The 25,336-nt window shown below is 71.1% G+C and carries 28 protein-coding genes; 16 read left to right on the forward strand and 12 right to left on the reverse strand.

Translation table 11 applies throughout. From position 1 onward, the window contains the following. The first annotated feature begins 53 nt into the window (after positions 1–53). From BLT28_RS13310 to sbnA, 4 genes are read left to right on the forward strand one after another with little or no spacing between them, the layout of a single operon-like run. Positions 54–3,305, forward strand: a complete 3,252-nt coding sequence (locus tag BLT28_RS13310) for a non-ribosomal peptide synthetase (RefSeq protein ID WP_030431809.1) — start codon at positions 54–56, stop codon at positions 3,303–3,305. A 22-nt stretch (positions 3,306–3,327) separates the two neighbouring features. Beyond that, the gene (locus BLT28_RS13315; protein WP_030431810.1) at positions 3,328–4,326 is read left to right on the forward strand and encodes a TauD/TfdA family dioxygenase; all 999 of its coding nucleotides are present in this window, start codon (positions 3,328–3,330) and stop codon (positions 4,324–4,326) included. Then, complete coding sequence (gene sbnB, locus BLT28_RS13320; RefSeq protein WP_030431811.1) at positions 4,326–5,360, forward strand: 2,3-diaminopropionate biosynthesis protein SbnB; 1,035 nt, start codon at positions 4,326–4,328, stop codon at positions 5,358–5,360. Before BLT28_RS13315 ends, sbnB begins: the two co-directional genes overlap by 1 nt. Before the next feature lie 10 nt (positions 5,361–5,370). Beyond that, positions 5,371–6,351, forward strand: a complete 981-nt coding sequence (sbnA, locus tag BLT28_RS13325; RefSeq protein WP_030431812.1) for a 2,3-diaminopropionate biosynthesis protein SbnA — start codon at positions 5,371–5,373, stop codon at positions 6,349–6,351. A gap of 66 nt (positions 6,352–6,417) precedes the next feature. On the opposite strand, the gene BLT28_RS13330 is transcribed toward sbnA, so the two are convergent. Continuing rightward, positions 6,418–7,020, reverse strand: a complete 603-nt coding sequence (locus BLT28_RS13330) for a hypothetical protein (protein WP_030431813.1) — start codon at positions 7,018–7,020, stop codon at positions 6,418–6,420. Between the two features lie 135 nt (positions 7,021–7,155). After that, positions 7,156–7,962, reverse strand: coding sequence for a helix-turn-helix domain-containing protein (locus BLT28_RS13335; protein ID WP_052407778.1), 807 nt, complete (start codon positions 7,960–7,962; stop codon positions 7,156–7,158). Positions 7,963–8,041: 79 nt separating this feature from the next. Between BLT28_RS13335 and BLT28_RS13340 the strand changes: the two genes are divergently transcribed. Continuing rightward, positions 8,042–8,509 (forward strand): VOC family protein, encoded by a 468-nt coding sequence (locus BLT28_RS13340; protein ID WP_043813071.1) that lies wholly within the window; start codon positions 8,042–8,044, stop codon positions 8,507–8,509. On the opposite strand, the gene BLT28_RS13345 is transcribed toward BLT28_RS13340, so the two are convergent. Beyond that, entirely contained in the window at positions 8,506–9,321 is an 816-nt protein-coding gene (locus BLT28_RS13345) for an isocitrate lyase/PEP mutase family protein (RefSeq protein ID WP_030431816.1), read from the reverse strand. The genes BLT28_RS13340 and BLT28_RS13345 overlap by 4 nt on opposite strands. 108 nt (positions 9,322–9,429) lie before the next feature. Between BLT28_RS13345 and BLT28_RS13350 the strand changes: the two genes are divergently transcribed. The 6 genes from BLT28_RS13350 (at position 9,430) to BLT28_RS13375 (ending at position 14,822) form a co-directional block, all read left to right on the forward strand. Next, a complete protein-coding gene (locus tag BLT28_RS13350) occupies positions 9,430–10,884 on the forward strand; it encodes a DNA-3-methyladenine glycosylase 2 family protein (protein ID WP_030431817.1) in 1,455 nt (484 codons plus the stop codon). 15 nt (positions 10,885–10,899) lie between these two features. Next, positions 10,900–11,433 (forward strand): methylated-DNA--[protein]-cysteine S-methyltransferase, encoded by a 534-nt coding sequence (locus tag BLT28_RS13355; RefSeq protein ID WP_030431818.1) that lies wholly within the window; start codon positions 10,900–10,902, stop codon positions 11,431–11,433. 197 nt (positions 11,434–11,630) lie between these two features. Then, positions 11,631–12,338, forward strand: a complete 708-nt coding sequence (locus BLT28_RS13360; RefSeq protein ID WP_052407779.1) for a hypothetical protein — start codon at positions 11,631–11,633, stop codon at positions 12,336–12,338. 211 nt (positions 12,339–12,549) lie between these two features. After that, positions 12,550–13,467 carry an ABC transporter ATP-binding protein gene (locus BLT28_RS13365; protein WP_030431820.1) on the forward strand — a complete coding sequence of 306 codons (918 nt, stop codon included), beginning with the start codon at positions 12,550–12,552 and terminating at the stop codon, positions 13,465–13,467. Beyond that, a complete protein-coding gene (locus BLT28_RS13370) occupies positions 13,464–14,264 on the forward strand; it encodes an ABC transporter permease (RefSeq protein WP_030431821.1) in 801 nt (266 codons plus the stop codon). Before BLT28_RS13365 ends, BLT28_RS13370 begins: the two co-directional genes overlap by 4 nt. 114 nt (positions 14,265–14,378) lie before the next feature. Then, positions 14,379–14,822 (forward strand): YkvA family protein, encoded by a 444-nt coding sequence (locus tag BLT28_RS13375; RefSeq protein WP_156051344.1) that lies wholly within the window; start codon positions 14,379–14,381, stop codon positions 14,820–14,822. Here BLT28_RS13375 and BLT28_RS13380 read toward each other — a convergent pair. Then, a complete protein-coding gene (locus BLT28_RS13380) occupies positions 14,770–15,717 on the reverse strand; it encodes an SMP-30/gluconolactonase/LRE family protein (protein WP_052407781.1) in 948 nt (315 codons plus the stop codon). The two genes, BLT28_RS13375 and BLT28_RS13380, sit on opposite strands and share 53 nt — an antisense overlap. A 171-nt stretch (positions 15,718–15,888) precedes the next feature. Here BLT28_RS13380 and BLT28_RS40905 point away from each other — a divergent pair, with 171 nt between their 5' ends. The 3 genes from BLT28_RS40905 to BLT28_RS13395 are packed head-to-tail and all read left to right on the forward strand — an operon-like array spanning position 15,889 to position 17,790. Continuing rightward, on the forward strand, positions 15,889–16,482 hold the full coding sequence (locus tag BLT28_RS40905; RefSeq protein WP_030431824.1) for a TetR/AcrR family transcriptional regulator: 594 nt from the start codon (positions 15,889–15,891) through the stop codon (positions 16,480–16,482). Between the two features lie 13 nt (positions 16,483–16,495). After that, complete coding sequence (locus tag BLT28_RS13390; RefSeq protein ID WP_030431825.1) at positions 16,496–17,035, forward strand: LOG family protein; 540 nt, start codon at positions 16,496–16,498, stop codon at positions 17,033–17,035. Between the two features lie 50 nt (positions 17,036–17,085). Then, positions 17,086–17,790: an arylamine N-acetyltransferase family protein gene (locus BLT28_RS13395; RefSeq protein WP_052407795.1), complete on the forward strand. Its 705-nt coding sequence runs from the start codon at positions 17,086–17,088 to the stop codon at positions 17,788–17,790. Here the strand turns inward: BLT28_RS13395 and BLT28_RS13400 are convergent. Then, positions 17,777–19,168 (reverse strand): Vps62-related protein, encoded by a 1,392-nt coding sequence (locus tag BLT28_RS13400; protein ID WP_030431827.1) that lies wholly within the window; start codon positions 19,166–19,168, stop codon positions 17,777–17,779. The genes BLT28_RS13395 and BLT28_RS13400 overlap by 14 nt on opposite strands. 100 nt (positions 19,169–19,268) lie before the next feature. On the opposite strand from BLT28_RS13400, the gene BLT28_RS13405 reads away from it, so the two are divergent. Beyond that, on the forward strand, positions 19,269–20,120 hold the full coding sequence (locus BLT28_RS13405; RefSeq protein WP_030431828.1) for a 3-hydroxyacyl-CoA dehydrogenase family protein: 852 nt from the start codon (positions 19,269–19,271) through the stop codon (positions 20,118–20,120). 47 nt (positions 20,121–20,167) lie between these two features. Here the strand turns inward: BLT28_RS13405 and BLT28_RS13410 are convergent, their stop codons facing one another. After that, complete coding sequence (locus BLT28_RS13410; RefSeq protein WP_030431829.1) at positions 20,168–20,506, reverse strand: hypothetical protein; 339 nt, start codon at positions 20,504–20,506, stop codon at positions 20,168–20,170. A 261-nt stretch (positions 20,507–20,767) separates the two neighbouring features. Then, positions 20,768–21,295, reverse strand: coding sequence for a GNAT family N-acetyltransferase (locus BLT28_RS13415; protein WP_043813074.1), 528 nt, complete (start codon positions 21,293–21,295; stop codon positions 20,768–20,770). Between the two features lie 46 nt (positions 21,296–21,341). On the opposite strand from BLT28_RS13415, the gene BLT28_RS13420 reads away from it, so the two are divergent. Continuing rightward, positions 21,342–21,905 (forward strand): helix-turn-helix domain-containing protein, encoded by a 564-nt coding sequence (locus BLT28_RS13420; RefSeq protein WP_030431831.1) that lies wholly within the window; start codon positions 21,342–21,344, stop codon positions 21,903–21,905. On the opposite strand, the gene BLT28_RS13425 is transcribed toward BLT28_RS13420, so the two are convergent. Genes BLT28_RS13425 through BLT28_RS13435 form a run of 5 tightly spaced genes read right to left on the reverse strand, consistent with a single transcriptional unit; the run spans position 21,886 to position 25,252 of the window. Further along, a complete protein-coding gene (locus BLT28_RS13425) occupies positions 21,886–22,839 on the reverse strand; it encodes an MBL fold metallo-hydrolase (protein WP_052407783.1) in 954 nt (317 codons plus the stop codon). The two genes, BLT28_RS13420 and BLT28_RS13425, sit on opposite strands and share 20 nt — an antisense overlap. Positions 22,840–22,849: 10 nt before the next feature. Beyond that, positions 22,850–22,972, reverse strand: coding sequence for a hypothetical protein (locus BLT28_RS42530; RefSeq protein WP_269459650.1), 123 nt, complete (start codon positions 22,970–22,972; stop codon positions 22,850–22,852). Next, positions 22,935–23,810, reverse strand: coding sequence for a serine hydrolase domain-containing protein (locus tag BLT28_RS13430; RefSeq protein ID WP_322788488.1), 876 nt, complete (start codon positions 23,808–23,810; stop codon positions 22,935–22,937). Before BLT28_RS13430 ends, BLT28_RS42530 begins: the two co-directional genes overlap by 38 nt. Next, positions 23,773–24,069 carry a serine hydrolase domain-containing protein gene (locus tag BLT28_RS41895; RefSeq protein ID WP_052407785.1) on the reverse strand — a complete coding sequence of 99 codons (297 nt, stop codon included), beginning with the start codon at positions 24,067–24,069 and terminating at the stop codon, positions 23,773–23,775. Before BLT28_RS41895 ends, BLT28_RS13430 begins: the two co-directional genes overlap by 38 nt. A 22-nt stretch (positions 24,070–24,091) precedes the next feature. Then, positions 24,092–25,252 carry a serine hydrolase domain-containing protein gene (locus BLT28_RS13435; protein ID WP_052407786.1) on the reverse strand — a complete coding sequence of 387 codons (1,161 nt, stop codon included), beginning with the start codon at positions 25,250–25,252 and terminating at the stop codon, positions 24,092–24,094. Between the last annotated feature and the right edge of the window lie 84 nt (positions 25,253–25,336).

Raw genomic sequence — 25,336 nt, forward strand, 5'->3', positions numbered from 1 at the left:
AAGTCCCGGCCTGCCTGACAGCACGACATCCACGCGAGTGAAGGGAAGACCTGATGGGAAAGCTGGCAGAGGCCGGCCGGGATTTCTGGCGCGGTGTGCTGGTCTCGGGCGGGTTCACCGCGATCCCCCGCTGGACCCGCGCCCCGGGGACCGGGGTCGCCACCCAGGAGACGACCATCCCGGACGATCTCGTCGCCACACTGCGCCGGCTGGCCGGCGAGCTGGAGCTGCCGCTCGGCACGGTGCTGCTCGCCGCGCACGCCAAGGTGCTCGCCGCGCTCTGCGGAGAACGGGAGGTCACCACCGGCTACGTCCTGGGCGAGGGCGCCGCGCCGCTGCCCTGCCGGGTGCGGGTCGCCTCCGGCTCGTGGTGCACGTTGCTCCTGAACGCCCACAGGTCCTCATCGGACCTCTGGGCGCACAAGGACTTCCTGAGCGACGACCTCCGCGAGGAGCTGGACGCGGGCCGGCCGCTGTTCGAGACCGTGTTCGACCTGTCGGGCGGCGCCACCCTCGTCAGGGACACCGTGCTGTGCGTGGGATTCGTGTCCGAGGACGACCGGCTCGCGCTGCGGCTGCGGTACTCAACGGCCGTGCTCGACGCGGACGCCGCCGCCCGCGTCGCCGGCTACCACCTCACCGCGCTCATCCTGATGGCCGCCGACCCGGATGCCGAGCACCGACGGCTGAGCCTGCTGTCGGCCGACGAACTGCGCTTCCAGATCGACGGGCTCGCCGGACCGCGCCGCGAGCTGCCGAACCGGCGCTTCCACGAACTGTTCGAGCTGCAGGTGCGCGAACGCCCGGACGCGGTCGCGGCCGTGCACGGGGACCGGCGGTGGACCTACCGGGAGCTCAACACCCGCGCCAACCGAGTGGCCCGGGCGCTGTTCACCCGCGGGTTGCCCCGTGCGGGCGTGGTCGCGGTGGTGACCGAGCGCAACCTGGACTGGATGGCCGCCGTCCTCGGTGTGTTCAAGGCCGGGGGCGCGTACCTGCCCGTCGAGCCGCACCTGCCCGCCGACCGCATCGCGACCATGCTCTCGCGCGCCGGCTGCGAGCTCGTGCTCACCGAACCCGGCAGCGCGACCACGCTCGCGCAGGCACTCCGATCGCTGCCCGGAGTCCCGGTGCTGACCGTCGACGAGGCCTGCGCGGAAGACCACGCCGATGCGGACCTCGATCTCCGCGTGCCCGCGGACCAACTCGCCTACATCTACTTCACCTCCGGTTCCACCGGGGAGCCCAAGGGCGCGATGTGCGAACACGCGGGCATGCTCAACCACCTCTACGCCAAGATCGACGACCTGGGGCTCGACGAGGGACAGGTCGTCGCCCAGACCGCGCCGCAGTGCTTCGACATCTCGCTGTGGCAACTGCTGTCCGCGCTGCTGGTCGGCGGTCAGACCCTGATCGTCGAACAGGAGGTGGTCCTGGACGCCGGCCGGTTCGTCGACAAGATCGCCGAGGGCCGGGTCTCCGTGCTCCAGGTCGTCCCCTCCTACCTCGACGCCGTGCTCTCGGCGTGGGAACGGCACCCCCGCGTGCTGCCGGACCTGCGGTTCGTCTCGGTCACCGGCGAGGCGCTGAAGAAGGAGCTGGTGCAGCGCTGGTTCGCGGCGATGCCCCACGTCCCGCTGGTCAACGCCTACGGGCTCACCGAGACTTCGGACGACACCAACCACGAGGTGATGGAGCGGGTGCCGGACTCCGACCGGGTCCCGCTCGGGCGCCCGATCGCCAACGTGCGCGTCTACGTCGTCGACGAGTACCTCGCACCGGTGCCGCTGGGCGCGCCCGGTGAGATCGTCTTCTCCGGGATCTGCGTCGGCCGGGGCTACGTCAACGACCCCGAGCGCACCCGCCGCGCGTTCCTGACCGACCCGCACCGCGAAGGCGAGCGGCTCTACCGCAGCGGCGACCACGGCCGCTGGCGCCCCGACGGCAAACTGGAGTTCCTCGGCAGGCGCGACACCCAGATCAAGATCAGCGGTTTCCGCGTCGAGATCGGCGAGATCGAGAACACCCTGGTCCGGGTGCCCGGTGTCCGGGACGCCGCGGTGGTGGCCGCGGAGCGGGCCGACCGGGCCAAGCACCTGGTGGCCTTCTACGCCGGCAGGCAACCCCTGGAGGCCGGCCTGCTGCGGGAGCGGCTGGCCCGGTCACTGCCGACGTACATGATCCCCTCGGCCTTCCACTGGCGGGAGAACCTGCCCCTGACCCCCAACAGCAAGATCGACCGGACGGCGCTGACCACGGTCGCCGCGGAACTCGACACCACCGCGACCGGCTACCAGGCGCCCGGCACGCCCACCGAACGACGCCTGGCCGCCGCCTGGTCGCGAGTGCTCGGCATCCCCGGGGACCAGATCGGCAGGCGCGACCACTTCTTCGACCGGGGCGGGACCTCGCTGTCCGCGGTGAAACTCGTCATCGCCCTCGACCGCGCCGTCTCGCTGGGCGAGCTCACCCGCCATCCGGTGCTGGCCGAGCTCGCCGAGCAGATCGACGGCAGGACGCGGCGCACGCCAGGGCTGCTGCACGCACTGTCCGATGTGGACGAGGAGCGGACCGCCGTCCTGGTGTGCTTCCCCTACGCCGGGGGCAACGCGGTGAACTTCCGGCCGATGGCCAAGGCGCTGCGCGGAAGCGGACTGGCGGTCTACGCCGTCGAACTGCCCGGGCACGACCTGGCCGCCGAGAGCGAGCCGTTCGCTCCGCTGGAGGAGGTGGCCGACCGGGTCGTCGCCGAGATCTGCGGGCTCGCCCCGGCCACGCTCCTGCTCTGGGGCCACTCCTCCGGCAGCGCGTTCGCGGCGGAGACGGCCAGGCGGCTCCAGGTGCGCGGCCTGGACGTCCGGCGAACGTTCGTCGGAGCGCAGCTGCTCGGCAGCGCCGCCGAGCGGCGCGCGGCCATCACGGAACTGGCCGAGCGCAGCGACGCCGACATCGCCGCGGCGTTGAGCGCGGACATCGGCTACGCCGAGCTCGGTGAGCTGTACGCACAGCGCGCCGCGCACGTCGGCGCCGCCTACCGGCACGACCACGTGTCCGCGCACACCTACTTCGCCGACCTCCTGGACAACCCGCCGGAGGTGAAGCTGTCGTCGCCGATCAGCGTCGTCGTCGCGAGCGACGATCCGCACACGGCGAAGGCTTCCCGCAAGCACCTCGACTGGCACCTGCTCTCCGACCACGTCGACCTCCACGAGCTCGTCGACGGGGGCCACTACTTCCCGCGCACCCGCCCGACCGAGGCGGCGCAGGCCGTACTGCGCGCCGCCGATCCGTCGGCTTCTTCCTGAGTCGCAACGAAAGGAACCCGAGATGCGGTCCTCATCCCCGGTGTCACTGCTCGATGTGGAGCTACGACCCGGTAAACCCCCACTGCTGCGGGCTGAGATAGCCGGCGACGCGGCGGAATGGGCGGCCAGGGCCCGGGAGGGGCTGCGAGCCGTCGTCGCACAGCACGGTTCGGTCCTCCTGCGCGGCCTCGGCCTGGGCGACGCGGCCGAGGCCGGCGCGGTCATCCGCCGGTTGACCACCGAGCTGATGAGCGACAAGGAGTCCTTCGCCCCGCGACGGATCTACTTCGACCGCCTGTACTCCTCCTCGGCCTGGCCGGCCAACCAGCCGATGTGCATGCACCACGAGCTCAGCTACACGCTGGAGTTCCCCGGCCTGATGCTGTTCGCGTGCCTCGGCGCGCCCACCACCGGCGGCGCGACCGGGGTCGCCGACTCGCGGGCCGTGCTCGACGCGCTGCCCGCCGAGCTGGTCCGGCGGTTCGAACGTGAGGGCTGGCTGCTCACCCGCAACTACAACGACGAGATCGGGCTCTCCTACGCGGACGCGTTCGGCACCGCCGATCGGGCTTCCGTCGAGAGGTACTGCCTCGCCAACGCGATCGCGTTCCAGTGGCAGCCCGACGGCAGCCTGCGCACCAGGCAGCGCCGCAGCGCCGTGGTGCGGCACCCCTTCACCGGTCGGCGGTGCTGGTTCAACCAGATCGCCTTCCTCAACGAGTGGACGATCGAGCCCGAGGTGCGCGAGTACCTCATCGAGTGCTACGGCCCCGACGCGCTGCCCTTCAACACCTGTTACGGCAACGGCGACCCGATCGGTCCGGACGTCATCGAGCTGCTCAACAAGGTCTACGAGGCCAACACCGCGCGCGAGCCCTGGGAGGTGGGCGACCTGCTGCTCGTCGACAACATCCGCACCGCGCACAGCAGGGAGGCGTTCGAGGGCGACCGCGAGGTGCTCGTCGCGATGGCCGACCCGGTTCGCCTTGCCGACTGCGCACCGAGCGTCGGGGTGGCCTGATGACGACCAGCCGTTCCTCCGCGCCGTCGTTCACGGTGATCTCCGGGGCGCAGGTCCAGCGCGCGCTGCTGGGCCGGGAGAAGCAGATCGTGGATCTGGTCGACTCCGCCTACCGCCTGCACTCCGCCGGTGACTCGGTGAACCCGCCGTCGTACTTCCTGCGGTTCCCCGATCGCCCGTCCTCCCGGATCATCGCGCTGCCCGCCTCCCTCGGCGGGCAGTTCGGCGTCGACGGGATCAAGTGGATCTCCAGCTTCCCGGACAACGTGGCCAGGGGCATCCCCAGGGCCTCCGCCGTGCTGATCCTCAACGACCCCGGCACCGGTTATCCCTTCGCCTGCGTGGAGAGCTCGGTCGTCAGCGCCGCCCGCACCGCCGCGTTCGCGACGCTGGCGGCCGAGTGGCTCAGCCCCCGGCTGCGCCCCCGGCGGATCGGTTTCTTCGGGGCCGGTTTCATCGCCCGGTACGTCCACACCTTCCTGACCGCCCGAGAATGGCCGATCGACGAGATCGGCGTGCACGACGTGTCCGCCGAGAGCGCCGCGGGCTTCCGCGGTTACCTGGAGCGTTCCGGCCAGACCGCCCGGGTCACCGTGCACGACAGCGCCGAGCGGTTGGTCCGCTCGGCCGACCTGGTGGTCTTCGCCACGGTCGCCGGTCGGCCGCATCTCAACGACCCGTCGTGGTTCTCCCACAACCCGCTGGTGCTGCACGTGTCCCTGCGCGACCTCGCGCCGGAGATCCTGCTCACCTCGGCCAACGTCGTCGACGACGTCGAACACTGCCTCAAGGCGGACACCTCGCCGCACCTGGCCGAACAGCTCATCGGGAACCGGAGCTTCCTGACCGGCACCCTGGCCGAGGTGATGGCCGGACGGGTGCCGGTGCCGACCGGTCGACCGGTGGTGTTCTCGCCGTTCGGGCTCGGCGTGCTCGACCTCGCCGTGGGCAAGTTCGTCTACGACGAGGTGGTCCGCTCCGGCGAGCCGCACATCGTCGACGACTTCTTCCACGAACTGCGCCGGTACGGATGAGGAGATCGTCTTGCGAGTCATTTCCGCCCCGCACGAGTTCAACGAGGAGGATCTCTACGTCGACCTCAGGTCGACCGTCGGGCGCTCGCTCTTCCTGAAGTGCGAGGGCTTCAACTTCGCGGGCTCGATCAAGCTCAAGGTGGCGATCGAGATGGTGGAGGCCGCCGAGCGGGGCGGCGCGCTGACACCGGGGTCGGTCCTGGTGGAGTCCTCGTCCGGGAACCTGGGCGTGGCACTGAGCGTGATCGCGGCGAGCAAGGGCTACCGGTTCCTGTGCGTGACCGACGCCCGCTGCAACCTGTCGACCAGGCGGCTGATCGAAGCGTTGGGCAGCGAAGTGCACATCATCACGGAGCCGGACGCCCAAGGCGGCCTCCTCGGCGCACGGATCGACCACGTCCGCGCGCTGTGCGCAGCCGACCCCCGCTACGTCTGGCTCAACCAGTACACCAATCCGGGCAACTGGAAGGCGCACTACCGCAGGACGGCGCCCGCGATCGCCCGCGCGTTCCCCCACCTCGACGTGCTGTTCGTCGGCACCGGCACCACCGGGACGCTGATGGGCTGCGCCCGGTACTTCCGGGAGTGGCACCGCCCGGTGTGGATCGTCGCGGTGGACAGCGTCGGCTCGGTGGCCTTCGGTGGCCCACCGGGCCGCCGGATGGTTCCCGGCCTGGGCATGGGCATCCGCCCACCACTGCTCGATGAGTCCTATGTGGACGAAGTGGTGCTCGTCGAGGAGGCGGACACCGTCCGCGTCTGCCAACGCCTGGCCCGGAGCGGTTTCCTGTTCGGCGGTTCCACGGGCACGGTGGTCAGCTGCGCGATGGACTGGCTGGACCGGCACGACGGCCGCGAGCTCACCGCCGTGGCCATCGCCCCGGACCTCGGCGAGCGCTACATGGACACCGTCTACCAGACGAACTGGGTCCGCGAGATCTACGGCGAGGACGCGCTGATCGATCCTTCGGCAACCGCGGTGACCAGGTGAACGGCGCGTGCGTCGCGCCACCGCGGTCAGGCGGGCCCGGTCCACCCCGCGCCCGGAACCACAGCGCTACCCCAGGCTCGACCGAACCAACGCGGCAGCCACCCGGTGCACCGGCCCCAGCTCCGCAAGCCGCTCAGCCGACCCCGGAAGCCCCAACGCCTCGGCGGCCCGCAAAGCACGTCGCCCGAAGAAGGGGCGCAACTCCGGCCACACGGCCTGGACTTCGCGGCAGAAGATCTCCGCACCCACATCGCCGATACGGGGGAACCGCTTCAGCGAACGCCGGAGCACCACATCATCACCACCGGCTTCCCGGCGAAGCCGGCGCAGGTCGCCACCCCATTCGTCCAGCAGCAGCTCGGCGCCTTCACCGAGGTGCCGGGCGGTGCTCTCGTCATAACGGACGTAGTGCGCCCGGCCGAGCGCATCCACGCGTTGCTGCCAGGTCGCCTCCCGCATCGCGCGGGGCGTGCGCCAGCCCGTCCTGGACAGTTCGCGCGCGGCGGCGACGGCGATCTCCGATCTGATCCGGACGGAGAGCAGCGTCGTCAGCACGAGCAGCCGGTACAGCGGGGACGGCTTGTCGGCCAGCTTGATACCGGCTTCCTCGGCGTAGGTCTGCCCGTGCTCGTCGAGCAGGCGCCGGACTAGCTCGGCGGGGCCGGCCATGGCGGCTGCGGGGGTACCGGGCCCGGGACGGGCGGGGTCGGGTTCGGCGGCACCGGGCCGGGACCCGGCGGCAATGGCTGGGGGTGCGGCTGCGGGTGCTCGGACATGGGACGGGAATACCCGCACCCGTCACGGCTAAGCGCTCAGCGGCGCCTCGTTCCGCGCGCAGGCCGCCACGTAGGCCGACGGCGTCATCCCGACCGCCCGGGTGAAGTCCCGGATGAAGTGCGACTGGTCGAAGTACCCGAGATCCGCCCAGTCCCCGCCCTTGCCCTCGGCGAGCCGGGCGGCGGCCTCGTGCAGGCGGTAGCGCTTCAGCACCCACTTGGGGCTGACGCCGACGTAGCGCTGGAACAGCCGCTGCAGCGTGCGCGTCGACAGGCCGAACCGCTCGGTCACGTCCTGGACGCGCGTCACCGTGCGATCGTGCAGCAGGGCCCGGACGATCCGCCCCACGCGCGCGACCTCCGTGTCCGGGGGCGGCCAGTGCGCGCGGAGGTGCCGCTCCGCCACGGAGATCAGCTCGTCCTGCCCCGCGGCGCCGGCGAGCTCGTCGGCGAAGACCGAGGCCGACGAGCCCCACAGCGTCGACAGTGGACGGACCTGGTCGGTCAGCTCGGCGACCGGGCCGCCGAGGAACGGCTGGAAACCGCCGGGCCGGAACTTGATCCCGAAGACCTGGCCGCGCCCCCGGTAGGTGTAGGTGAACCGCTCGCGGCCGACGCCGCTGATCATCAGCTGGCCGGAGTCGTAGACCAGGTTCACGCACGGGTGCGGCAGCAGGGTGACCGCGGCGCTGCGCCCCGGCGGCAGGTCCCAGCTGGTCATCCAGAACCGCTCGACGAACGCCCCCAGCCCGGCGCTCACCGGTACCCGGGTCAGCCGGAAACTGGGGTCACCGGTGTCGAGGAGCCCGCGCGAGCTGGTCGTGGTGGTGTCCACGAGGACAGGATGGCAAACGGGTCGGACAGTGTCGCGTTTGTCCAAGCCCCACCGGCACTGTCGCCAGCACCATGAGCGCATGTCGAACAACACCGGCCCGGCTCCGTCCGGGAGCCCCGACCTGACCATGTTCTTCGCCGTCCCCGACAGCGCCAAGGCGCTCGCCTACTACGAGGACGTCTTCGGCGCCGAGGTGATCGACCGCTTCGACGCTCCGGACGGTTCCGTGGCGCACGCCGAGATCGCGCTCGCCGGTGGGCGGTTCCAGCTCTCCGAGCCGATGCCGGACTTCGGCATCGTGGGCCCGCCCGCGGAGGGCAACTCGTTCACGATGACGCTGTGGACGGCCGATGTGGACGCGATCTTCGAGAAGGCCGTCGCCACCGGCTCGACCGTGCTGACGCCGCTCGGGGACAGCTTCTCCGGTGACCGGATGGGCGTCGTGCGCTGTCCCTTCGGCATCCGCTGGTGCATCGCGCGGCACGACCGCGACGTCTCCAAGGAGGAGATCGACGCGGCCGTGGCGGCTATGTCAGAACAAGGTTAGAGCGCGGAGTTCAGGGTGCCGAAGTCCAGTGCGTCGGCGGTCGCGGTGTAGGTGCCGCTGGTCAGCATCTCCCGCGCGCCGCGCTGGACGACGGCGTAGGCGGCCTGGCTGAGCCCGGAACCGAGGCTGGCGCGCGCCACGCCCAGCTCGCCCAGCTCGGCGATGCTCGGCGCCCCCGGGCCGACGAGCACGTTCAGCGGCGCGCTGATCTCCTTGGCCAGCAAGGAGATCGTCTCCGGGTCGACGACTCCGGGGACGAAGATGCCGCTCGCGCCCGCGTCGAGGTAGGCACGGGCGCGCTCCACGGTCGCCGCCACCCGTGAGGACGGCTCGCCCACCCCGCGCAGGTACACGTCCACGCGCGCGTTGATGTAGAGCACGGGGTCGGCCTCGCGCGCCGCCGCGATGCGTTCGGCCTGGTCGACGATGGGGCGAAGCGGGGAGTCGCCGCCGTGGTGGGCGTCCTCCAGGTTGACCCCGACCGCGCCCGCCTCCGCGATGCCGCGGATGGTCTCGGCCACGTCGGCGGGGGTGGCGCCGAAGCCGCTCTCGATGTCGGCGGTGACCGGCGCGGAGACGGCCGCGACCACCCGCGCCACCAGGTCGATCGCGCGATCCCGGTCGAGCTGGTCGCCGTCGGCGGCGCCGAGGCTCCAGGCCACCCCGGCGCTGGTGGTGGCGATGGCCGCCGCACCTTCCAACTCGACGAGCCGGGCGCTCATCACGTCCCATGCATTCGGCAGCGCGAGCACGGAATCGTTGTGGTGCAAGGAGGTGAACAGCTCGGCCTGTTCCTGGCGGCTTCTCGTCATGGCCACAGTCCACCCCAGCCCCGCGCCGGAGTCCAGCGGAAAAACGACATCACCCTCCCTGTCGTTTTTCCGCTAGCAATGTCGCCGCCGGCGGGCGAGGCTGGGGGCATGCACAACGACACGGAGCGGTGCGTCCGCGCGGTCCAGTCGAAGGACAGCCGCTTCGACGGGTGGTTCTTCACCGCGGTGCTGACCACGCGGATCTACTGCCGCGCGAGCTGCCCCGTCGCCCCGCCCAAGCCGGAGAACATGCGCTTCTACCCCACCGCCGCCGCGGCTCAGCAGGCCGGTTTCCGCGCGTGCAAGCGCTGTCGCCCGGACGCCAGCCCCGGATCGCCGCAGTGGAACGAGCGGGCGGACGTGGTGGCGCGCGCGATGCGGCTCATCGCGGACGGAGTGGTCGACCGCGACGGTGTGCCGGGCCTGTCCGCACGGCTCGGGTACAGCACCCGCCAGCTCGAACGGCTGCTGCGCGCGGAACTCGGCGCCGGCCCGCTCGCGTTGGCACGGGCCCAGCGAGCGCAGTCCGCGCGCACCCTGATCGAGACGAGCACGCTGTCGATGTCCGATGTCGCACTCGCGTCCGGCTTCGCCAGCATCCGCGCGTTCAACGACACCGTGCGCGAGGTGTTCGCGCTGTCGCCGACCGAACTCCGCAAGCGCGCCAAGGGAACCGTCTCCTCAGGCACCCTCTCGCTGCGGTTGCCGTTCCGCGTGCCGCTGTGCCCGGACAACCTCTTCGGCCACCTCGCCGCGACCGCGGTGCCGGGCGTCGAGGAGTGGCGGGACGGCGCCTACCGCCGGACGATGCGCTTGCCGCACGGGCACGGGATCGTCGCCCTCAGGCCGCTCCCCGACCACATCGCGTGCCAGTTGACGCTGACGGACCTGCGCGACCTCTCGAACGCGATCAGCCGGTGCCGCAGGCTGCTCGACCTGGACGCGGACCCGACCGCCGTGGACGCCCAGCTCTCCGAAGACCCAGTGCTCAAGCCCCTCGTGGCGAAGGCGCCCGGCCGACGCGTGCCGCGCACCGTGGACGGGGCCGAGTTCGCCGTGCGCGCGGTCCTCGGCCAGCAGGTCTCCACGGCCGCGGCGCGCACCCACGCCGGTCGCCTGGTGGCCGCGCACGGCGAGCCGATCGAGGACCCCGCGGGCGGGCTGACGCACCTGTTCCCCACCCCGGCGGCGCTGGCGGAGGTGGACCCGGAGTCCTTGGCACTGCCGCGTTCCCGCCGGACAACGCTCACCTCGCTCGTCGCCGAACTGGACAACATCGACCTGGGTGTCGGCAGCGACTGGGAGCGGGCCCGCGCGCAGCTCGCGGAGCTGCCCGGCTTCGGCCCGTGGACGGTCGAGTCGATCGCGATGCGCGCGCTCGGCGACCCGGACGCGTTCACGCCCAACGATCTCGGCGTGCGCGTCGCCGCCGAGTCACTCGGTCTGCCGTCCACCCCCGCCGCGTTGACCGCGCACGCGAGCGCCTGGCGGCCGTGGCGCGCCTACGCCGTGCAGTACCTGTGGGCGACCGGCGACCACCCCATCAACCTGCTTCCGCGATAAGGAGAGGATCTCCCCATGACCGACCGCACGCACACCGTGACCGACAGCATCTTCGGACCGCTCACGCTCGTCGCGACCGACGGCGAGCTGTCCGGGCTCTACATGGTCGAACAGCGCCACCGCCCGGCAGAAGCCACCTTCGGGTCCAGAGTGGACAGTGGGTTCGGTGCTGATGCTCGACCCTGCGAGCAGATCTTCGGCCAGGTGATCGAGCAGCTGGACGCCTACTTCGCCGGCGAGCTGACCGACTTCGACCTTCCCCTGGCGCTGGCCGGAACGCCCTTCCAGCGGCAGGTGTGGGCCGCGCTCCAGGAGATCCCGTACGGCGAGACCGTGTCCTACGGCGAGCTGGCCGAGCGCATCGGCAGACCGACTGCCTCCCGCGCGGTCGGGCTGGCGAACGGGAAGAACCCGGTCGGCATCATCGTCCCGTGCCACCGCGTCGTGGGCTCCACCGGCGATCTGACCGGCTACGGCGGCGGCATCGAGCGCAAGCGCCACCTGCTCGACTTCGAGCGGGCGACCCGGGAATCCCTTGTGGCCCAGTAATAGAGGGAGCGTCCGGGGACGCTCCCCCACCCCTCGTCCCCGACCCCACGGCGTGAACCTAGCAACGGCCCGACATCCACTCCTCCGGGCTTCAAGCCTGGCTGAAACCGCCTGTTCGAGCCTCGGTCCGGGCACCTATCGGGCACGTTTGACCAACATCGGGAGTGAGCTGGGCACACCGGAGTTAGCGTGGGAACGTGCTGAACGAGCTGGCTGTCACCGTGCTCACGCCCGAGGACTCCGACTGGGGCGCCGTCGAGCTGCGCGTGCTCGTCGACGACCGCGACATCGTCGGCGAGTGCTTCGACGCCGGCCCCAGCTACGACCCGGACTACGTCCTCGGTGACACCGGCCGCCTGCTGCCGGGCACCGAGCCGCGCAGGGTGCGCATCGCCGAGGCCGAGTGCATCGCGGAGTGCTGCGGCGCGCTGTCGGTGTGGGTGCGCCGCGAGGGCGACGAAATCGCTTGGTACGACTGGGAGAACACCTCCGACCGCGCCGAGGTGCCCGAGGAGTTCCGGTTCGACGCCGCGCAGTACGAGGCCGAGCTGGCCCGCGCGGCCCGGGACCGCTCGTGGGAGTGGCCCGCGCGCACGCTCGCCCGGCTGCTGCAGGAGGCGCTGCGGGCGGACGAGGACGTGCTGGGCCGCTGGGACAGCCAGGTGTGCTTCGCCATCCCCAGGGACGGCGCCGTGGAGCTGACCTTCTACACGCCGCCGCTCAGCCAGAGCGACTACTACCACCTGAGCCGCATCATCGGCGTCACGGACGAACCCGCGGAAGCGCAGGTGGAACGCGTCGTCGAAGCGCTGCGCGCACGGGACCCGCGTGAGGACGCGCTGATTCTCGGCGGCTCGGCGGGTGCCGGAGCGTTGCGCGGCGTCAAGTACCGGGATAGGTACTAATTACCGGCATTTATAGTCGCGTTATCTGCGCCCGGGTTGTACTACTGATCGGCTTACAACCCCGTGAACTGCGGTGACAGCCGCATACCCTACGCCCTGACAGACGTCATGGTCGATTCGTGACGGACGAGGTATGCCCGGACGGCGCCGTCCCGGCACATTAGTCGGTGTGCACAAGACTTCGACCACTTCTTAAGCGATGGGGAACTCAATGATCGAGGTTCACGGTCTCACCAAACGCTATCGGGACGTCGTCGCCGTGGACGATCTCTCGTTCACGGTGTCCCCGGGTCGTGTGACCGGCTTCCTCGGCCCCAACGGCGCCGGGAAGTCGACCACCATGCGCATGATCCTCGGGCTGGACACCCCGACCAAGGGGTCCGCCAGGGTCGGCGGCCGCAACTACCGCAGCCTGGCCGCTCCGCTGCGGGAGGTCGGCGCGCTGCTGGACCCGGCCGCGCTGCAGAAGAGCCGGACCGCGCGGGCGCACCTGCTGTGGATCGCGCAGGCGGGCGGCATCGAGCGCAAGCGCATCGACGAGGTGCTGGAGCTGGTCGGTCTCGGCAAGGCCGGGGACAAGCGGGTCGGGGAGTTCTCCCTCGGCATGCGCCAGCGCCTGGGCATCGCCGCCGCCCTGCTGGGCGATCCGGCCGTGCTCATGCTCGACGAGCCGCTCAACGGTCTGGACCCCGAGGGCATCGTCTGGGTCCGCACGCTGCTCAAGGGGCTGGCGTCGGAGGGCCGGACGATCTTCCTGTCCAGCCACCTGATGAACGAGATGGAGGCCACCGCCGACCACGTGCTGGTGATCGGCAAGGGCAAGCTCATCGCCGACGTCAGCGTGCACGACCTGGTCCGCCAGGGCGCCGCGGCGCAGGTCAGCGTCGTCTCGCCGAGGGCTGCCGAGCTGGTGGCGCTGCTGGAGCACACCGAGGCGCACATCGTCTCGGGAGCCGACAACGAGCTGATCGTCAGCGGTGTGGACGCCGCCGAGATCGGCGAGCTGGCCGCGCGGCACGGCATCGCGCTGCACGAGCTCACCCCCCGCCGCCCCGGCCTGGAGGAGGCGTTCATCCACCTGACCCGCGACCAGGTCGGCTACCGCGCGAAGGAGCACCACGGATCATGAGCACCAAGACCAAGCACAAGCCCTCCGGTCTGTTCACCACGGTCGGCTCGGAGTGGACCAAGATCTGGAGCCTCGGCACCAGCCGGATCCTGCTCCTGGTCGCCGTCGGCCTGGCCGCGCTCGCCGCCGCGCTGTTCGTGCTGACCAGCGCGGTCACCACGGGCACCGGCATCGCCGACCGGGACGTCTTCGACGTGGTCTCCACCAGCCTGCTGGGCGCGGACGCCGCGGCGCTGACCCTGATGGTGATGGCGGCGATGACCATCGGCTCGGAGTACTCCACCGGCATGATCCGGGTGACGCTGACCGCGTCGCCCAAGCGCAGCCAGTTCCTGGCGGCCAAGGCCATCGTGATCGCGGTGGTGACCTACGTGGTCGGCGTCGTCGCCGCGTTCGTGGCCTACGGCGTCGGCCAGCTGATCCTGATCTCGCAGGGCCTGGACATCGCCAGCGTCGCCGACCCGCGCATCCTCCGGCTGATCACCGGGTCCGCCGTCATGGCCCCGCTCTACGGCCTGATCGCGGTCGCCTTCGGCATCGTCTTCCGCAGCACCGCGGGCGGCATCCTGGCCGCACTGGTGGCACTGGTCATCCCGAGCATCGTGGGCTGGGTGGGCGAGGCCGGGAACGCGATCATGCCGTACCTGCCCGGTGAGGCGCTGCACAACCTGGCCGGGCTGACCCCGGCGACCTCGCCGTACGCGATCAACCCCGGCGTCTCGGCCATCGTGCTGGTCGTCTGGGTGCTGGTGGTGCTGGGCATCGCGCAGAGCCTGCTGGCCAAGCGCGACGCCTGACGCCACAGCGCAGGGAGTCCGAAGACCCGCTTGCGGGGTCGAGCATGGGCACAGGCCGGTCCTCCTTGATTGGAGGACCGGCCCTTCTCGTGGAACGGCGGTAGCGTGGACCGCGTGATCCTTCTCGGCCTGCTGCTGTCCGGGCTCGGCGCGTTCGCGTTCTGGAACATGACGAACCCGGTGCTCGGCCTCCAACCGACGACGATCGGCACGATCTTGTTCGTGCTCGGGGGCGTCTCCGTGATCATCGGCGTCGTGCGGATCGCCAGGGGGCGGCTCGGCCCGATCGCGCGGCTGCGCGCGCTGCCGAGGATGGTGCGCGCGATCCGCGCGGGCACCTATCCCGCTCCGCCGTGGTCGAAGCGGCTTTTCTGGATCTTCGGCGTGCTCTACATCCTCTCGCCGATCGACCTGATCCCCGAGCTGCTGCCGGTGATCGGGCTGACCGACGACATCGGCCTCGGCGCGTTCCTGCTCAGCCAGCTCGGCGCCGAGGCGGCGCGGTTCAGTGAGCGCGAGCGGCGTACGGGTACGGCAGCCGGACCCGAACCACGCTGAACGGCAGCACCGGCTTCCCCACGCCCCACTGCAGGTTGACGACCAACGCCTCCTCGGGGCCCGAGAAGGCGGCGGTCGACGGCGACAGCAGCGCCGGGTCGTCGATCCGCTGGCGCAGCTTCGCTTTGGCGTTGCGGTGGTCGAGGTGGAAGACCGTGACCGTGCCGCGGTTGCCGGGGGCGGTGCTGACCGTGATCAGTTCCTGGTCGCCGATGAGCAGCCCGTCCGCGCTGACCTTCACGCCGCCGGTGTCGAGCTTGCGCACCTCACGGGTCCTGCGGTCGATGGTGAACAGCTCGCTGTCGTTGCTGTCGGCGACGACGAGGGTGCTCTGGTCCTCGGAGAGCGCGATCCCGTTGAGGTTGGGCCCCTCCGCCTGGTACTTGATCGGAGTGCCGCGAAGGTCGAGGAACGGCCGCAGCGGCATCTGCGCGGGCCCCTTGTCCAGCTCCTTCACGCTGATCTGGTGGAGCGTCGGCTGCTGCGAGTCGGTCACGTGGACATCGCCTGCCATGGTGACGACGAGGTCGTTGAGGAACGAGCCCCCGCCGACGGAGAAGGTCCGCAGCAGCTTCCCCCTGGCGGCGTCGTGGACCCAGACCTTGCCGGTGGCCCCGCCCGCGATGATCAGCCTGCCCGCGCCGTCGACCTTCATGCCGAGCGCGGACGTGCGCCCGTCGACACCGCCCGGCAGGAACACCTCCACCTTCCCGGTCTTGAGGTCACCCCGGTAGATCGTGCCGTCGGTGAAGCTGCCGGTGTAGAACACCCCGCGGCGCGCGTCCAGCGCGATCCCCTCGGGATGCGTCTTGGCACCGGGAACCGCCCAGCTCGTCGGTGGAGTCCCCGCCTCCGCGGGAACAGCGGGTCCGCCTGCGGCGAGTGCGATGCGCATCTGGTCTGCCCTTCCGGTTGATTGGGAGCGAAACGCCACGAAGCGTTTCGATTAGCGACAAGCGGCCCGTTCGGGGGACTTGACGGCAGCTGTCCAAGATGAAACGCGCCGTCGCGTTTCGATTGCGCGGGCGCCCTACTACGATCAGTGGCTGTTCGAGAGGGGGCTGGTGTGAGCGGTGCCGTCGGTGAGGCGCGTCGAGGCGGCCGGACCAGGAGCGACTCCGCGCACACCGCCGTGCTGACCGCCGCGGCAGACCTGCTGGAGGAGAGCGGCTACGGCAAGTTGTCCATCGAGGGGATCGCGGCTCGCTCCGGCGTCGCCAAGAGCACGATCTACCGGTGGTGGCGGTCCAAGGGTGAGCTGGTGATGGAGGCCTACACCCAGGTCACCGCGCGCCGCGTGCCCGACCCGGACACCGGCGCGGTGGAGAAGGACCTGCTGGTCTTCCTCGACATGCTCTACCGCGCGAACGCGGTCCCCCGGCGCGCGCGGGTGCTGCGCGGCCTGATGGCGGAGGCGCAGCTGGACGACGGCTTCCGCTCGGCTTTCCAGGAGTGGATCCAGGGCCACAGGACGCTGATGGCCGCGATCCTGCGCCGCGGTGTCGAGCGCGGTGAACTGGCTGCGGACCTCGACGTCGAGTACGCGGTGGACCAGGTCTTCGGGCCGTTCTGGTACCGGTTGCTGGTCGGCCACATCGACCTCGACCCCGCGGAGGTGCCGCGGCACGTGGAGCAACTGCTGCGCGGCGCGAGGCCGTGACAGGATCTGGCCCATGCGAGTGTGTGTCTTCTGCGGCTCCCGGCCGGGCCGGGGAACCCAGTACGTCGAGACGGCGCGGACCTTCGGCCGCCTGCTCGGGGAACGCGGTATCGGCCTGGTCTACGGCGGCGCTTCCGTCGGCACGATGGGTGAGGTCGCCGACGCCGCCCTCGCCGCGGGAGCCGAGGTGTTCGGCGTGATCCCGCACCAGCTGCAGGCTCGGGAGATCGGCCACAACGGGCTGACCGAGCTGCACGTGGTGGACAGCATGCACGAGCGCAAGGCGAAGATGGCGGAGCTCGCCGACGCGTTCGTCGCGCTGCCCGGCGGCATCGGCACGCTGGAGGAGCTGTTCGAGGTATGGACCTGGTCGATGATCGGCATCCACGCCAAACCCCTCGCGCTGCTGGACGTGAAGGGTTTCTTCCGGCCGCTGGTCTCCTTCGCCGACCACCTGGTGGCCGAGGAGTTCCTGCGCGAGGAGGCCCGCGAGCTGCTGCTCGTCGACGACGACCCCGGGCGCCTGCTCGACCGCCTCGGGGCGGCGGCGTGAGCCTGCTCGCGGACTACCTCGACCGGATCGGCGCCGACCGTCCACTTCGGATGGACGAGGAGACGTTGCGGTACCTGCACGCGCGGCACCTGGCCACGGTCCCGTTCGAGAACCTGGACATCCACCTCGGCGTCCCGATCGAGCTGACCACGGACGCGGTGCTCGACAAGGTGGTCAAGCGCAGGCGGGGCGGGTTCTGCTACGAGCTCAACAGCGCGTTCGCGCACCTGTTGGCGGAGCTGGGTTTCCGCGTGGAGATGCTGTCCGCCGGGGTCTTCCGCGACGGCGTCGCCGGTCCGCCGTTCGACCACATGGCGCTGCTGGTGCACCTGGACGAACCGTGGCTGGCCGATGTCGGCTTCGGCAGGCACAGCACGTTCCCGCTCCGCCTGGACTCCCGCACGCCGCAGGAGGACCCGGACGGGACCTTCCTGCTCCGCTCCACTGAGGACGGTGACGTGGACGTGCTGCGCGACGGTGTGCCGGAGTACCGGCTGGACCCGCGCCCGCGCAGGCTGACCGACTTCGTGCCGACCTGCTGGTACCAGCAGACCGCGCCCGGCTCACCGTTCCGGCGCGGCCCCACGTGCTCGGTGGCGGTGCCCGGCGGCCGGATCACGCTCGCCGGGGACCGTCTCATCAGGACGACGGGCGGGGAGCGCACGGAGGAGGTGCTGCACTCCGACGCCGCGATCCTGGCGGCCTACCGCGAGCACTTCGGCGTCGAACTCCCCCGCGTGCCTACCCGGCCTTGACCATGGTGGCGTTCGCGCCGACCACGGGCCCCGCGCCGAGCTGGTGGTAGACCCAGAACAACTCCGGCCTCGATCCTGTCGCCTCCACCGGCATCAACCCGATCGTGCCGCGTTTGACGCAGGCCCGCACCGGCTCGGCGACGATCTCCTCGGTCAGCACGACGGCCGAGCGGTCGGCCTTCGCCAGGGTCAGCTCACCCCGGCACTCCAGTCCTGGGTAGACGATCTCGCCGACCTTGTCGCCGACCCGGCCGCCGCGCAGCGTCATCGTCGCCGTGTACTTCGCGGTCGTCGTGGGCTGGTTGACGTACCCGAGCGACCGCCACACCCCCGCGAAGGAGTCGGGCAGCAGTCCCCCGGGCTCGTCGCAGCGCTTGGCCTTCCACGGCTCACCCGCTCCGCGCACGGGGCTCGGCCCGGGTGGGCCGGTGCGCTCCTTGCTCAGCGCGACGCCCGGCCTGCCCACCGAACCCCAGCCTCCGGCGTAGCCCCACCACGCCTCGACCTCGACCCAGCGCAGGTCGGTCAGGGTGTCCAGCCGCCTGCCCTGGTCGGTCTGGTCCAGCATCCACCCGTGCGTCCCGGTCGTCGGGTAGGAGGCGTGCGTGCCCTTCGCCGAGTACCCCACCGGCCTGCCGTCGGTCTTCTCGACCTTCGACCACTCCAGGCTGCACTGCGAGCCGTGCCCGTTGAAGACGAGCATCGTCGGCGTGTCCCGCAGGTCGGTGATCAGCGTGACGCGCTCCCAGTCCCCTTCGTGGTCACCGTCCAGCCCGATCACCGAGCCGGGCACCGGGATGACGTCCTCCACGTTCCGCGCGTTGTTCCACGCGTGGAAACGCCAGTACGTGTAGACGCGCACGCCGGCGCCTTCGGGGCTGTGCACCTGCCAGTACGTCGGCGCACCGTCGCCGGTCTGCCGCCGCAGCGAGTCCTCGCCGTCGAGGTAGAACCCTTCGGCACCGAGCTTTTCGTTGCGGCGCGGAGCACTCGGGTCGGTCGACCTGATCGGCTCGCCCTCGAAGTCGCAGCGCGGGAAGCCGCTCTTCACGCGGTGCGCGTACGGCTGCGTCCTGCCGGTGAGCACGTCCATGTCCGGAGGGGCGGCGATGTCGGAGTCCGGACAGCCGTCGTCGTGCGCCCACTTGAGCTTCGCCGTGGACACGAACCGCCCCGCGTCCATGGGGCCGTGGTCCTCGCCCTTCGCGAACCAGATGAACGGCGCGTACTTCTCCGCCGTGGCCTTCCGCGCGGCGTCTGGAGCGCGCACGGGCGCGGCGCTCGACGGCTCAGCAGGCAGACCGACGACCGGCTTCTCCTCGCACCCCGCCACCAGCAGCAGCACCGCGCAGACGCCGCCCACCCGCCTGATCCTCATGGGCTGGGAGTATTTCACCCGAGTTCCTTGCCGTTTCGGGCAAAGGCTGGATCGACCGCGAGACGCGTGGTAGGGAACGTGCGGTGACGAAGGAGTCGGCATGAACGGCGCCCGGCCGGTCGGGGTGATCGGCGCGGGCACGATGGGTGCGGGAGTCGCGCAGTGCCTCGCGGAGGCGGGGCGCGAGGTGATCGTGGTCGATCCGGTGCCGGGGGCGCTGACGAGCGGGCTCGACCGGCTGCGCGAGGGACTGCGGCTGACCAAACAACTGCGCAGGCTGCCGTCGACGCCGCCGCCGGACGCGCTGGCGCTGGTGCGCTGGACGACGGAGATCACCGAGCTCGGCGCGGCCTGCTTCGTGATCGAGTGCGCCCCGGAACGGTTGGCGCTCAAGGACAAGATCTTCGCCGAGCTGGACGTGGTGTGCCGCCCGGACGCCGTCCTCGCCTCGTGCACGTCGACGGTGCCGGTGGAGCGGCTGGCGGCCAACACCCGCAGGCCGGACCGGGTGCTGGCGACCCACTTCATGAACCCGGCGCCGCTCAAGCGGTCCGTCGAGGTGGTCCGCGGCGCGCTCACCAGCGACAACACCGTGGACCGCACGCTCGCCCTGCTCACCGACCTCGGCAAGCAGGGCATCGTGGTGCGCGAGTTCGTCTCGACGCGCGTGGTGCTGCTCGCGGTGAACGAGGCCGCGCACGCCGTCCAGGCGCAGAGCGCCGATCCGTCCACAGTGGACAAGGTGTTCCAGGACTGCCTCGGCCACGCGATGGGCCCGCTGGCCACCGCGGACCTGATCGGCCTCGACACGGTGCTGGACTCCCTGGTGGTGCTGCAGGAGTACACCAACGACCCGCGCTTCGCACCGAGCCGCCTGCTGGCCGACCTGGTCTGCGCCGGGCACCTCGGCCGCAAGACGGGACGGGGCTTCCACACCTACCCGAGCCGGTGACGGCGGGGCGGTGAACGGCAACCGGAGTTCGGCACTGCCGAAGGTGATCAACCCCGTCGTCGGCAGAGCGCGGCACCGCCGAACAGCGATGCCAGGATGATGGCGGCCACGGCCGGGCCCGCGAGCATGGAGACCGCGCCGAAGGTGACCAGCGGCACCATCGTGAACACCGCCTGCCGCGTCGCCGGTGACCAGCGACGAGTGCGGCGGACCAGCGGGGCGAGGAAGCAGGACCTGCGCCTGCCCGCGGCGGGGCGCTGCACCGGGATCGCGCTCACCGCCCGCGGTCCCCGGCCCGCGGGGCCGAGGTGGACGCGGCGGCGGCGCGGGGCGAGCACGGCCGGACTGGGCCGCGACGGCTGCTGTGACACCCGCTCCACGCTCATCTGGCTCCCGTCCCACGCACTCGACGACAGGCCAATTCTGTCGAGTGGATCTTGCGCGCGTGGCAAACAGCGAGTACGGCGCGGCGAACTGTCGATGCCGAGCGACCAACGGCAGGTGGCCGTCACCCGGACAGCCCAATCCACGTTTTACCTAGTCAACTCGGGTTCCAGGTACTTCTCGAACCGGTACCGGGCGCACAACCGCCGCGCCGCTCTGCCTCTTCCGGAGCAGTTCCTGCTCAGGCGCGTGGAGCCAACTCGTCACGCCCCGACAGTCACCGCGTCGTCCAGTGGTGTGTCCAGCGAGCACTGCAGGAGCACGGTGTCCAGCACCCGCCCGTGCTTGCGCCCCACCCGCGCCAGGCGGCCGGTCTCGACGAACCCGCACCGGCGGTGCAGCCGCAGCGACGCCGGCTCGCCGCTGTCCACCACCACCGCGAGCACCTCGGCGATGCCGCACCGCGCGCAGTCCTCCAGCAGCCGCGTCAGCAGCGCGGTTCCCGCCCCCTTGCCCGCGGCTTCCGGAGCGAGGTAGATCGACTCCTCCGCGGTCGCGCGGTAGGCCGGGCGGTCGCGCCAGGGCTTGGCGAACGCGTAGCCGATGACCTGCCCCTCGTCCTCGGCGACGAGGAACGGCAACCCGGCCGCGACGATCTTCGAGTACGTGCCCTGCCAGTCGGCCAGGCTCGGCGGCCGCTCGTCGAAGGTCGCCACCCCCGAGATCACGTAGTGCCCGTAGATCCGTCCGATCGCGTCGAGATCGCTCTCCGACGCCTGCCGAATCTTCACGACCCCTCCGTTTCACTATAGAAGAACTGAGTATACTATAGCGTACATGCTGGACCTGGGAGTTCTCGGCGAACGCGTGCAGGAGCTGCGCGCCGACCGCGGCCTGACCCTGCAGGAGCTGGCCGAACGCAGTTCGGTGAGCGTGAGCATGCTGTCCTCGGTGGAGCGCGCGGCCAAGGCGCCCACCATCACGGTGCTCTCCCGCATCGCCGACGGCCTCGGCGTCCCGCTGGCCAAGCTCGTCGCCGAACCCGCCCAGGACCGCGTGATCGTCCGTCGGGCGGCGGAGCAGGACGTCTCCGACCACCCCGGCGGCTGGCGGCGCACCATCCTCTCGCCCGTGGTGCCGGGGGTGAACGTCGAACTCCTGCGCACCGAACTGCCCCCGGGGTGCGACGCGGGCAGCTTCCCCGCCTACGCGCCCGGCTCCCACGAGTACGTGGTGGTGCAGGAGGGCACCCTCGTGCTCACCGTGGACGAGCAGCGGCTGACGTTGCGCGCGGGCGACTCGGCGTACTTCGCGGCGGACGTCGTGCACGGCTTCGCCAACCCCGGAGCGGAGCCGTGCTCCTACTACCTCACCGCGCTGATCATGCGCCCGCGGCGCTGACGGGATTCCTGCGGCGGTCCCATTCGGCCATGCGCTGGAAGATCGTGACGGGGTCCACCACGGGCTGGGCCGGGTCGATCTCGCGGTAGAGGGCGTGCATGGTGATCACGATCCGCTCGGGGTTCTCCCACCCGGCGTACGGACCGGTGTCGAAGCCGAGCCCCGCCTCCTCGATGCTCTCGCCCCGGGCGTGCGCCGCCTTGGCGTGCTCGAAGGCGTGCTCCAGGTAGCCGCGCATCGCCAGGATCCCGTCCTGCCCGGTGACGGGGCCGTGGCCGGGCACCACCACCTCCGGGTCCATCGCGATCATGCGGTCGCAGGCGGCGATCCAGGTGCGCGACGGCCCGGCCCACATGATCGGCGTCGACTCCACGAAGAGCAGGTCCCCGGTGAAGAGGACACCGGCGTCGGGTACGTGCACCACCGTGTCGGCCTCGGTGTGGGCGGGACCGAGATCGTGCAGGTGCACCGTCCGCCCGCCGATGTCCAGGGTGTGGCTGCCGTCGAAGAGCGAGTCCGGCTCTCGTAGAGTGATCTCCTCGAAGGCGAAGGGGCCGAACGCCTTCTGCATGTACGGCGTGAGCACCGGCCCGAGGTCCGCCTTGAGGATCGCGGCCATGTAGTGCGGCGGGGCCTCGTGCATCCCGGGCACGGTCTCCCGGGCGGCGTGGATGCGCACGTCGGCGCCCAGCAGCTCGTTGCCGAAGCAGTGGTCGCCGTTGGCGTGGGTGTTGACGGCGTCGGTGATCGGCCGCCCGTCCAGCACCTTGACAGCCGCCGTCAAGAGCTGCCGGGTCAGCCGGAGGTCGTAGAGCGTGTCGACGAGCAGCGCCTGCCCCCGCCCGCCGACGACCCCGGCGTTGCTCCACCCCCAGCCCCGCCCCGGTCTCACCCACGCCCACACGTCCTCGGCAACCCGCTGCAGCTCTGTCACGCCGCCGAACCTAGTCGATCTTCGGCGCGGCGCGCAGGCCCACGTAGACCGACGGCGTCCCCGTCGCGAGGGTGGAGAACACCACCGGCATCCAGTCATCGCTGAACGCGCCGGTGCCCTTGGCGGCGAACACGCCGTCGGAGACCGGAACCAGGTCCACCTCCAGCGGCGGGGAGAAGTGCGCCATGCCGTCGATGAACTCGTAGATGCGGCACACCGTCCTTTTCGGACACCGTGATCCGCACACCCTCCCGCTGGTACACACCGACATGCGCTTCGAAGTCCACAGTGGACGCCTCCGGCGGCGGCGCGAACGGCGCGGGCACCGTGACTCCCGCCAGCAGCACCCGGAACAGGTCGGAGTAGAGCTGCCGGGCTCCGCCGCCGTTGGTCAGCAGCACCACCGCCACACCGGCCTCGGGAACGACGCGGAGGTAGGAGCACTGCCCGGTCGCCGCGCCGTCGCGCCCGAATCCCCAGTCGTAGAGCGCCCAGCCGAGTCCCCAGCCGTCCGAGCTGACCGTCCACTTGTCCGGAACGTCCACCTCGTGGCGCCGCATCGCGCTGAACTCCGCCGAGGCGAGGTGCATCCGCGCGAAGCGGACCACGTCGCCCGCTGTCGAGCAGAGCACTCCCCCGTAGGGACCGCCGGAGCGCGGGATCAGCGTCCAGGCGGGCATCGGCTCCCCGCTGTCGGTGTGCCCCATCGCGGCTGGGAAACGCAGCACGTCCTCGGGAAGCGTCGCGGAGCCGGTCAGGCCGAGCGGCGTGAGGAGGCGGTCCCGCAGCGCGTCGTCCCAGGTCTGCCCGGTCAGCACCTCGACGATCCGGCCGAGGATGTTGTACCCCGTGCTGCTGCAGGAGATCGCTGTCCCGGGCGGGAAGTCCTGGCCGACCGTCGCGCACGCCTCCACGCAGCGGGCCACGCAGTCGTCACCGCGCCCGGTGTCCAGCGTGAAGTCGCCGCTGATGCCACTGGTGGTTGAGCAACTGGCGAACGGTCACCGTCCTCGTGGCCTCGGCGTCGGCGACCCGGAACCCCGGCAGCACGGAGGCCACGGGCGCGTCCAGGCCCAGCTCTGCGGCGTTGACGAGCTGCATCACCAGGGTCGCCGTGTACACCTTGGCGACCGAGCCGAGCTGGAACACCGAATCCGTCGTCACCGCGACGCCCGTGCCGCGGTGCAGGACCCCGCTCGCGAGCTCGTGGACCTCGCCGTCGGCGAGCACGGCCAGCGAAGCGCTTCCCCGCTCAGTCGATCGCCTGGTAGGCGGTGGTCCAGAAGTCCTTGATCAGGCGGGGCGTGTCCTGGGTGTCCTGCGCGACCTGGGTGAGCAGGATGCCGACGAGCCCGCGCTCGGGGTCGGCCTGCGTGGTGGTGCCGAGCCCGCCGTCCCAGCCGAACTGGCCGATCGAGGCGTGACCGCGGCGGACGGTGCGCACGCCCATGCCGAAGCCGAACCCGCCGTGGTCGCTGAAGACGTTGCCGTCCATCTGCTCGGGGGTCAGGTGGTTGCTGGTCATCAGCTCCACCCCGGCGCGCGAGAGGACGCGCTGGCCGTTGTGCGTGCCCTTGTTGAGCAGCATCCGGTAGAACGCCAGGTAGTCGTCGGCGGTGGAGACCAGCCCGTCGCCACCCACCTCGAACGGCGGCGGACTGCTGTACTTGCCACCCGCGGCCTCGTCCCAGACGGTCAGCTCGCCGGTCTCCGGGTGGTGGGCGTAGCTCGTGGGCAGCCGGTGGATCTTGTCGCCGGGGACGTGGAAGCCGGTGTCGCACATGCCGAGCGGGTCCAGCAGGCGCTCACGCAGGTACTCGCCGAACGTCCTGCCCGAGGCCCGCGCGATCAGCACACCGAGGACGTCGGAACCGGTGTTGTAGAGCCACTTCTCCCCTGGCTGGCGCATCAGCGGCAGGGTGCCGAGGCGGCGCATCCACTCGTCCGGCTGCATGGCGGTCGGCGTGGTGCCGTCGCTGCCGATGCCGAGTTCCGACATGGCGATCTGGATCGGGTGGGCGCCGCGCGGTGCCACCACGGCACCGAAGCCCCAGGTGAAGGTCAGCAGGTCCCACACCGTGATCGGCCGGTGCGCGGGCACCGTGTCGTCCAGGTCGGCACCGATGCCGGTCAGCACGCGGCGACCGGCCAGCTCCGGCAGCAGCTCGTCGACCGGGTCGTGCAGCCGCAGCTTGCACTCCTCGACCAGGGCCATCACCGCGGCGGCCGTCAGCAGCTTGGTGGCCGAGGCCATCCGGAAGATCGTGTCCCTGCGCATCGGCTCGGTGCCGCCGGCGTGCAGCGTCCCGGCGACCTCGACCCGGGTCTCGCCCCCGTGGTCGACCAGGGCGACCACTCCGGGGAAGGCCCCCGACTCGACCTTCCCGGCGAGCAGCTCACGCATCCGGTTCATCCCGTCCTCCTGCGAACGATGTTCTCAACTTGCGAACAGTGTACGCAGATCGGTTCGTCGTACGCAAGAAGCGCACACCGTGCG

Source organism: Allokutzneria albata (assembly GCF_900103775.1).
Classification (GTDB): domain Bacteria; phylum Actinomycetota; class Actinomycetes; order Mycobacteriales; family Pseudonocardiaceae; genus Allokutzneria; species Allokutzneria albata.

Bases quoted from the DNA above. Each gene is read 5' to 3' on its own strand.
- BLT28_RS13310 (WP_030431809.1), top strand. From the start codon at position 54: ATGGGAAAGCTGGCAGAGGCCGGCCGGGATTTCTGGCGCGGTGTGCTG.
- BLT28_RS13345 (WP_030431816.1), bottom strand. From the start codon at position 9,321: ATGACGAGAAGCCGCCAGGAACAGGCCGAGCTGTTCACCTCCTTGCAC.
- BLT28_RS13435 (WP_052407786.1), bottom strand. From the start codon at position 25,252: ATGAACCGGATGCGTGAGCTGCTCGCCGGGAAGGTCGAGTCGGGGGCC.
- sbnB (WP_030431811.1), top strand. From the start codon at position 4,326: ATGACGACCAGCCGTTCCTCCGCGCCGTCGTTCACGGTGATCTCCGGG.
- BLT28_RS13315 (WP_030431810.1), top strand. From the start codon at position 3,328: ATGCGGTCCTCATCCCCGGTGTCACTGCTCGATGTGGAGCTACGACCC.
- BLT28_RS13395 (WP_052407795.1), top strand. From the start codon at position 17,086: ATGGACGAGGAGACGTTGCGGTACCTGCACGCGCGGCACCTGGCCACG.
- BLT28_RS13410 (WP_030431829.1), bottom strand. From the start codon at position 20,506: ATGAGCGTGGAGCGGGTGTCACAGCAGCCGTCGCGGCCCAGTCCGGCC.
- BLT28_RS13370 (WP_030431821.1), top strand. From the start codon at position 13,464: ATGAGCACCAAGACCAAGCACAAGCCCTCCGGTCTGTTCACCACGGTC.
- BLT28_RS13400 (WP_030431827.1), bottom strand. From the start codon at position 19,168: ATGAGGATCAGGCGGGTGGGCGGCGTCTGCGCGGTGCTGCTGCTGGTG.
- BLT28_RS13330 (WP_030431813.1), bottom strand. From the start codon at position 7,020: ATGGCCGGCCCCGCCGAGCTAGTCCGGCGCCTGCTCGACGAGCACGGG.
- BLT28_RS13365 (WP_030431820.1), top strand. From the start codon at position 12,550: ATGATCGAGGTTCACGGTCTCACCAAACGCTATCGGGACGTCGTCGCC.
- BLT28_RS13390 (WP_030431825.1), top strand. From the start codon at position 16,496: ATGCGAGTGTGTGTCTTCTGCGGCTCCCGGCCGGGCCGGGGAACCCAG.
- BLT28_RS13340 (WP_043813071.1), top strand. From the start codon at position 8,042: ATGTCGAACAACACCGGCCCGGCTCCGTCCGGGAGCCCCGACCTGACC.
- BLT28_RS13355 (WP_030431818.1), top strand. From the start codon at position 10,900: ATGACCGACCGCACGCACACCGTGACCGACAGCATCTTCGGACCGCTC.
- BLT28_RS13405 (WP_030431828.1), top strand. From the start codon at position 19,269: ATGAACGGCGCCCGGCCGGTCGGGGTGATCGGCGCGGGCACGATGGGT.
- BLT28_RS13420 (WP_030431831.1), top strand. From the start codon at position 21,342: ATGCTGGACCTGGGAGTTCTCGGCGAACGCGTGCAGGAGCTGCGCGCC.
- BLT28_RS13380 (WP_052407781.1), bottom strand. From the start codon at position 15,717: ATGCGCATCGCACTCGCCGCAGGCGGACCCGCTGTTCCCGCGGAGGCG.
- BLT28_RS13350 (WP_030431817.1), top strand. From the start codon at position 9,430: ATGCACAACGACACGGAGCGGTGCGTCCGCGCGGTCCAGTCGAAGGAC.